Below are 7,580 nucleotides of genomic sequence, written 5' to 3' on the forward strand. Positions count from 1 at the left end.
TACCGTCCTCATTTCCGGTTGCTGGAACGGGCCCGGCGTCGCCGCTGCCCCCGCGCCGAACTGGTGGTGAGCGCCTCCTGTGCGGCCGCGCCGTCTCCGTCGAGCGCCGCCGCGAACTCCGCGACGGTCGGGTGCTCGAACAGCACCGCCGGCGCGACCGGGCGGCCGAGCTCCTTCTCCAGGGCCAGCACCATGGCCATGCCGAGCAGGGAGTTGCCACCGAGCTCGAAGAACGGGTCGTGCACGCCGACCTGGTCGATGCCGAGGTAGGCGCCCCACAGGTCGGCGATCCTGGCCTCGGGCTCCGTACGCGGCGGCGCGTAGTCGGTACGCAGCATCGGGCGCGGGAAGCGTTCCCCCCGGGGCACGGCGGCCGCCCCGACGAGGTCGTCCAGGTCGAGCATGGCGGACCAGGCGCGCAGGACCTCGTCCAGCGGCTGCCTGACGGCCATGACGCTGCCGTGGCCCCCGGTCGCGATCCGGCCGAGCAGCGCGCATCCGGCGTCGTCGGCGAAGCCGTAGCGGGCGCGGTAGTCCGCCACCCGGTCGGCCAGGCCGCCGGTCGTCCTGAGCCCTTCGGCCTGCCAGACGTCGTGCTGCCACGGGCCCCAGGCGACCGAGACGACCCGGGTGGAGGGGGCGGTGGCGGCCAGCGCCTGGCCGTACGCGTCGAGCAGGGTGTTGGCGGCGCAGTAGTCGGCCTCGCCGACGCCGCCGTACGCCGTGACGGCGGAGGAGTAGAGCACCAGCAGCTCCGGCCGTTCCTCGGCGGGGGTGCGGGCGCTGACCAGCTCGGCGAGCGGGCCCATGGCGAGCACCTTGGGCGCGAGCACCCGCCCGGCCTCGGCGACGGTACGGCGGCGCAGCATGCCTCCGGCGGGGAGCCCGGCGGCGTGGATCACGCCGTGCAGGCCGCCGAAGTGCTCGCGGGCCCGGCGCAGGGCCGCGCGCAGCTGCCCTGGCACGCCGGTGTCGGCGCTGAGCAGCAGCACCTCGACCCCCGCCGCCTCCAGCTCGGCCACGTCCCGCAACGTCCGCCCGACCCGGTCCGCCCCCGACTCATCGCCGGCGGCCGGCGCGATCGGGTCCGCCCCCGCCTTCGCCTCGTCGCGGGGGATCGGGGTGCGGCTGAGGAGGGCCAGGCGGCGGACGCCCGCTCGGGCCAGGTGTTTGGCCAGGGCCATGCCGAGGCCGCGGGTGCCGCCGGTGATCAGGTAGGCGCCGTCCGGTCGCCAGATCCGGGGCGGTGGCGCCTGGTCGGGGACCTCCGTCCAGCCGCGTACCCAGCGGCGGCCGCGCCGCCATCCGGTCAGCGGGTCCGAAACCTCGGAGCCGGCGTCCTCCACCGGCGGGGTCAGGAGCTCGTGGGCGAGCTGCGCGGCCGTGACGGTGGCGGAGGAGCCCGCCTCGGCGTCGAGGTCCACGCCGCTCCAGGTCAGCCCGGCGTACTCGTGCCGGACCGCACGCCCGAGGCCGTGCGCCAGCGACTGGTGGGGAGCGGGGACGTCGCCGCCGAGGATCTCGGTCGCTCCCCGGCTCACGGTCAGCAGCCGTGCGGGCCGGTCGTCCAGCGCCTGCAGGGCCAGCATGAGGCTGTCGAAGCCGTGCCCGACCGCCTCCCGCAGCTCGTCGTCGTCGGGCAGGCCGGAGGCGGCGGCCAGGCTCCACAGGTGAGCCACGTGCACCGGGCCGGCCGGGAGCCCGGCGAACACCTCGGCGTACTGCTCGGGCACGGCCGGGTCGATCGTCAGGCGGCGGCCCTCGCGGCGCGGCCCGTCCCCGGCCACCACCTCGACCACGGGGGTGCCGGACGCGGCGGCCAGGTCGGCGAGGGCCGAGCCGACGCCCTCGGGGTCGGCGAAGACGACGAGCGGGCCGGGCAGGCTCAGGCCGGCCGGGAGGGCGCCGGCGGCCGGGTCCCGCTGCCACGTGGGGACGAAGGTGAAGTCGGCGGGCTCGGTGACGACCGCCGTCCCGGCAGGCGCCGGTCCGGTCCGCTGGGCGTGCTCATCGTGCTCGGGCCAGAACCGGGTGCGCTGGAACGGGTAGGTCGGCAGGCTCAGCACGCGGCCCCCGGCGGGGCGGGTGCGTTCCCAGCTGACCCGGGCTCCCAGCTCCCAGAGCGCGGCGCACGCGTTGAGCACCTCGTCGTGGGCGTCCCTGGGCTGCCCAGCCGTCCAGTACGGCGGCAGCGTCCCGAGCACGGCGGTGTCGGACCCGCCGGTCAGGCTCTGCCGGACCAGCCCGCCGAGGGTCTGGCCCGGTCCGAGCTCGACGAACGCGGTGACGTCCTGGTCCAGGCAGTGGCGTACCCCGTCGGCGAAGCGGACCGTGCTGACGAGCTGGTCCGCCCAGTAGGAGGTGCCGGTGGCCTGCTCGGCGGTGAGCGGCCGGCCGGTGAGGTTGGACACGATGGTGATGGCGGGCTCGTTCCGCCGGACCGTCTCCAGCACCGCGACCAGCTTCTCCCGCGCGGGCTGCAGCAGCACCGAGTGGAAGGCGTGGGTGGAGCGCAGCGGCCGGCAGGCCAGGCCCTCCCCGGTCAGTACGGCGGTCGCCGTCTCGATCTCGGCGGGCAGGCCGCTGAGCACGGTCATGGCCGGGCCGTTGAGCGCGGCGACGTCCACCTCGACCCCGGCCGTGGCGAGGGCGGCCCGGATGGGCTGCTCGGGGGCGGCGACCGCGACCATGCGGCCGGCGGGCACCGCGCTGATCAGGTGGGCCCGCTCGATGACCACGTGCAGGGCGTCCTCCAGCGAGAACACCCCGGCCAGGCAGGCGGCGACGTACTCGCCCAGGCTGTACCCGATGAGCAGGTGCGGGGTGATGCCCCAGTGGCTGAGCAGGCGGGCCAGGGCGTACTCGACCGTGAAGAGGAAGGGGTGCGCGACCGTGGCGTGGGCGAGCGGGTCGTCGGCCGGGGCCGCGTCGCCGCCCCGGCCCAGGAGGGTCGCCAGGTCGGCGGGGCGCTCGGCGGCGGGGGCGCGGAAGAACGGGCGCAGGTCCAGGCCGGAGCGCTGGTGGACCAGGTCGGCGCACTGGTCGACGGCCTCGGCGTAGACGGGCTCCCGGGCGTACAGCTCGCGGCCGAGACCGGCGTACTGGTCACCGACTCCGGGGAGCAGGAAGGCCAGGCGCTGCCGGGTCCCGGTCCGGCGGCCGCCGGCGCTCTCGGCGGTGGCGCGCAGCCGCCGTACCGCCTCGTCGAGGTCGGCGCAGACCAGGGCGCGGCGGTGGTCGAGCTCGGCGCGGCCGGTCTGGAGGGTGTGGGCGAGGTCTTCCAGCGCCGTGCCGGGCCGCTCGGCCAGCCAGTCGGCCAGCCGCGCCGCCTGCTCCCGCAACGCGGCGGCACTGGCCGCCGACACGGTCAGCACCTGCCCACGCGCGACGGTGGCGTCCTCGGCCGGGGCATCGGGTTCCCGGGGGGCGAGCGGCGACGTCCCGGACAGGTGGGTGGGGGCCGATTGGAGGATGACGTGGGCGTTGGTGCCTGACAGGCCGAAGGAGCTGACGCCCGCCAGTCTCGGGGTGTCCCGGTCCGGCAGGGGGAGGGCGGCGGTGACCGGCTGGACGCTGCCGTCCTCCGGGATGGCCACGGCGGGGGTGTCCAGGTTGAGGCTGGGCGGGATCAGGCCGTTCTCGAGGATCAGGATCGTCTTGATGACCCCGGCCACCCCGGCGGCGGCCTGGGTGTGGCCGATGTTGGTCTTGACCGCGCCCACCCGGAGGGGATGGTGCGGCGCGCGACGGCCGAAGACGTCGTGCAGCGCCGACAGCTCGATGGCGTCGCCCAGGTGGGTGCCGGAGCCGTGCGCCTCGACGTACTCGATCTCGTCGGGGTCCACGCGCGCCGCCGCCAGGGCGCGGGTGATGACGTCGGTCTGGGCGCGGCGGCTGGGGGCGGTGAGCCCGTTGCTGCGGCCGTCCTGGTTGACGGCGGAGCCGCGCAGCACGGCCCGGATGCGCCGGCCGTTGGCCAGCGCCCTGGACAGCGGCTCCAGCACGAGCATGCCGCCGCCCTCGCCCATGATGTAGCCGTCGGCCCGCTCGTCGAAGGTCTTGCACAGGCCGTCGGGGCACATCATCAGACCGGCGCACGCCTGGAGGTAGGTGGTGGGGTGCAGGACCAGGGACGCGCCGCCGGCGAGGGCGAGGTCGCACTCGCCCCTGCGCAGGCTCTCGGCGGCCAGGTGGATCGCGATCAGCGACGAGGAGCAGGCGGTGTCCACGGTGATGGTGGGGCCGATCAGGTCCAGCTGGTACGCGATGCGCCCGGCCGCGACGCTGGCCACCGCGCCCTGCCCCAGGTAGGGGTCGGAGACGGCGGTGTCGCCCTGCCGCTCGATCTGCAGCCTGCCGTACTGGAGGGTGTCCATGTAGCCGACCATCACGCCCGTACGGCTTCCGGCCAGGCGGGAGGGCGACATGCCGGCGTTCTCCAGGCCCTCCCAGGCCAGCTCCAGCAGGAGCCGCTGGTGCGGGTCCATGCGCAGCGCCTCGCGGGGCGAGAGGCCGAAGAACTCGGCGTCCCAGCCGGAGACGTCGTCGAGGAAGGCGCCGTACCTGGTGTACATGCCGCCGGGGACGCCCGGTTCGGGGTTGTAGTAGGCGTCGATGTCCCAGCGGGAGGGCGGCACCTCGCGCACCGCGTGGCCGCCCCGCCGCAGCAGGTCCCAGAAGTCCTCCACCGTGTCACCGCCGGGGTAGCGGCAGGCCATGCCGACGACGGCGATGGGCTCGCGGCGGCGCTCCTCCAGCTCGGTGAGGCGCTGGCGGGTCTGGGCCAGTTCGACGGTCACGCGCTTGAGGTAGGAACGCAGCTTTTCCTCGGTCCCCATCGGGAGTGCCTTTCCGGTCACGGTCGTGGTCACAGTTCGTTGTCGATGAGGGCGAAGATCTCCTCGTCGGAAGCCGAGTCGATCTGGCCCTGCACGCCATCCGGGGTGGCCGGTGCCTTGCCGAGCCTGCTGAGCGCGCCCTCCAGGATCGGTACGAGACGGTCCCGGATGGCCGCCGCGTCTCCGTTGGCGTGCTCGAGCACCTGGTCGATCCGCCTGAGGGCGGAGCGGAGCGTGTCCTCGGGCGCGACCTCCGGCGGGGCCAGGGCGCTGTACAGGTACTCGGAGAGCGAGGCGACGGTGGGGTGGTCGAAGACGAGCGTGGCGGGGAGCCGCAGGCCGGTATCGGTGTTGAGCCGGTTGCGCAGCTCGACGGCGGTCAGGGAGTCGAAGCCGAGCTCCTTGAAGGGACGGTCGATCTCGACGCTGTCGGCGCTGCCGTAGGCCAGCACCGCGGCCATGTGGGCCTGCACGGTGTCGGTGAGCAGGCGCAACGCGTCGGGTCTGGGCAGGGAGGACATGCGCTCGGCCAGGGTGGCGGAGGCCGGCCGGGCCTGGTACGCCGCCGCCTGACGGGGTCCGCGGACCAGGCCGCGCAGCACCGGGGGCAGGTCGCCGTTCTCGGCCCTGGTACGCAGCCCCGCGCTGTCCCACCGGGCGGCCACCATGGTGGGCTCGGCGCTCGCGAGTGCCGCGTCGAACAACCCGAGGCCCTGTTCGGCGGTCAGCGGGGCGATGCCGGCCCGGGCCAGCCGGGCGAGGTCGGTCTGGCTGAGCCCGCCGGTCATGTCGGAGGCGGCGTCCCATAAGCCCCAGGCCACCGAGACCGCCGGCAGTCCCTGGTCGTGGCGGTGTGTCGCGAGCGCGTCCAGGAAGGCGTTGGCGGCGGCGTAGTTGCCCTGCCCCGCGTTGCCCAGCACGCCGGCCAGCGAGGAGAACAACACGAACATCGACAACGACCGGTCGCGGGTGAGCTCGTGCAGGTGCCAGGCCGCGTCGGCCTTCGGCGCCAGCACCGACTCCATCCGGTCCGGCGTCAGGTCCTCCACCAGCGCGTCGTCCAGCACCCCGGCCGCGTGCACCACACCTGCCAGGGACACCGGGGCGAGCACCGCCGCCAGCGCGTGACGGTCGGACACGTCGCAGGCCGCCACCGCGACCCGCGCTCCCAGGCCCTCCAGCTCGGCCACCAGCGCCCCCGCTCCAGGGGCTAGCGGGCCGCGCCGCGACACCAGCAGCAGGTCACGCACCCCGTGCCGCTCCACCAGGTGCCTGGCGACCAGGGCACCCAGGCCACCGGTGCCGCCCGTGACCAGCACGGTCCCCGGCACGTCCGGCTGGGGCTCGGTGGCGGCCTTGCGGCGGGTCAGGCGGGGCACGAGGAGCTTGCCCTCGCGTACGCGGACCTGCGGCTCCCCGACAGCCGCGATCCTGGCCCAGTCGGCGTACCCGTCCTCCGCCTCGGCCAGCACGAACCGGCCCGGCTGCTCCGACTGCGCCGACCGCACCAACCCCTGCACCGCCGCACCGGCCAGGTCACCCGGCCGGGTGACGAACAGGAGGGGGACGTCGTCCGGCTGCGCGGCGATGGCGTCCAGGACGCGGGCGGTCAGCTCTCTGGTGGCGGCGGGCACGTCCGGCCGTTCGCTCACGCAGGGGATGACGACGGGCATGGGAGCCCCGGCCGCCACGGTGCCGGCGTCCACCCAGTCCACGCCGTACGGGGTCACGGGGGTCCGGGTGGTGGCGGCGCGGGGGGCGGCGGCCCTGGTGCGCAGGGCGTCGATCGACAGCACCGGGGAGCCGGTCGCGTCGGCCGCCTCCACGACGGCGTCCTCTCCCGTGACGGTCACCCGTACGCGGAGGGCCTGGGCCTGCGTGGCGTGCAGCCGGACCCCGCGGAAGGCGAACGGCAGGCGCAGCTCCTCGTTGTCGCCGGACAGCACCAGGGGGTGGAACGCGGCGTCGAGGAGGGCGGGGTGGATGCCGTAGCCGGTCACGTCCACGCCGTCGGGCACGACGACCTCGGCGTACAGGTCCTCGCCGGCCCGCCACAGGGCGCGCAGCCCTTGGAACGCGGGGCCGTACTCGTAGCCCTGCTCGGCCAGGCGCTCGTACCCACCGGCGAGGTCCACGGCGGTGGCGGGGGGCGGCCAGGTGGTGGCCCAGCCGTACCGGGGGGCGTCGTCTCCGGCCTCGGCGACGGTGCCCGAGGCGTGCCGCTGCCAGCCGTCAGTGTCCGCGACGCGGGAGAACACGGCGATGGGGCGGTGCCCTCCGGCGTCGGGCGGGTCGAGGGTGACCTGCACGGTGACCGTGCCCGTGTCGGGCAGGAACAGGGGGGCCTCGATGATCAGCTCGTCGAGGAGTTCGCAGTCCGCGTGGGCGGCGGCCTCCAGGGCGAGGTCGGCGAAGGCGGCCCCGGGCAGCAGGACGCCGCCCTCCACCGCGTGGTCGGCCAGCCAGGGCGCGATCCCGCGCGAGAGCCGGCCGGTGAACACGAAGCTGTCGTCGGCCACGGACACGACCGCGCTGAGCAGCGGGTGCCGCGATCCGTCGATGCCCGCCCCGGTCGGACGGCGGCTCGCCGGCCCGTCGCCGATCCAGTAGCGGTTGCGCTGGAAGGCGTAGGTGGGAGGCTGCCCACTCGGGGCCGGTCCATCACCCAGCACCAGCGGCCAGGCCACCGGCGCGCCCAGCACCCACGCCTGAGCCAGGGACAGCAGCATCCGCCGCGATCCA

2 protein-coding genes are annotated in these 7,580 nt (G+C 75.4%); both read right to left on the minus strand.

Annotated features, from left to right (window positions below; all coding sequences use genetic code 11):
- Window positions 1-8: 8 nt before the first annotated feature.
- On the minus strand, window positions 9-4,838 hold the full coding sequence (locus ACBJ59_RS04340; RefSeq protein WP_375108847.1) for a beta-ketoacyl synthase N-terminal-like domain-containing protein: 4,830 nt from the start codon (window positions 4,836-4,838) through the stop codon (window positions 9-11).
- Between the two features lie 29 nt (window positions 4,839-4,867).
- A partial coding sequence (locus ACBJ59_RS04345; RefSeq protein ID WP_375108848.1) for a type I polyketide synthase occupies window positions 4,868-7,580 on the minus strand: 2,713 nt, incomplete at its 5' end.

Origin of the sequence: Nonomuraea sp. MTCD27 (assembly GCF_041950495.1) — a bacterium.
Taxonomy (GTDB): Bacteria; Actinomycetota; Actinomycetes; order Streptosporangiales; family Streptosporangiaceae; genus Nonomuraea.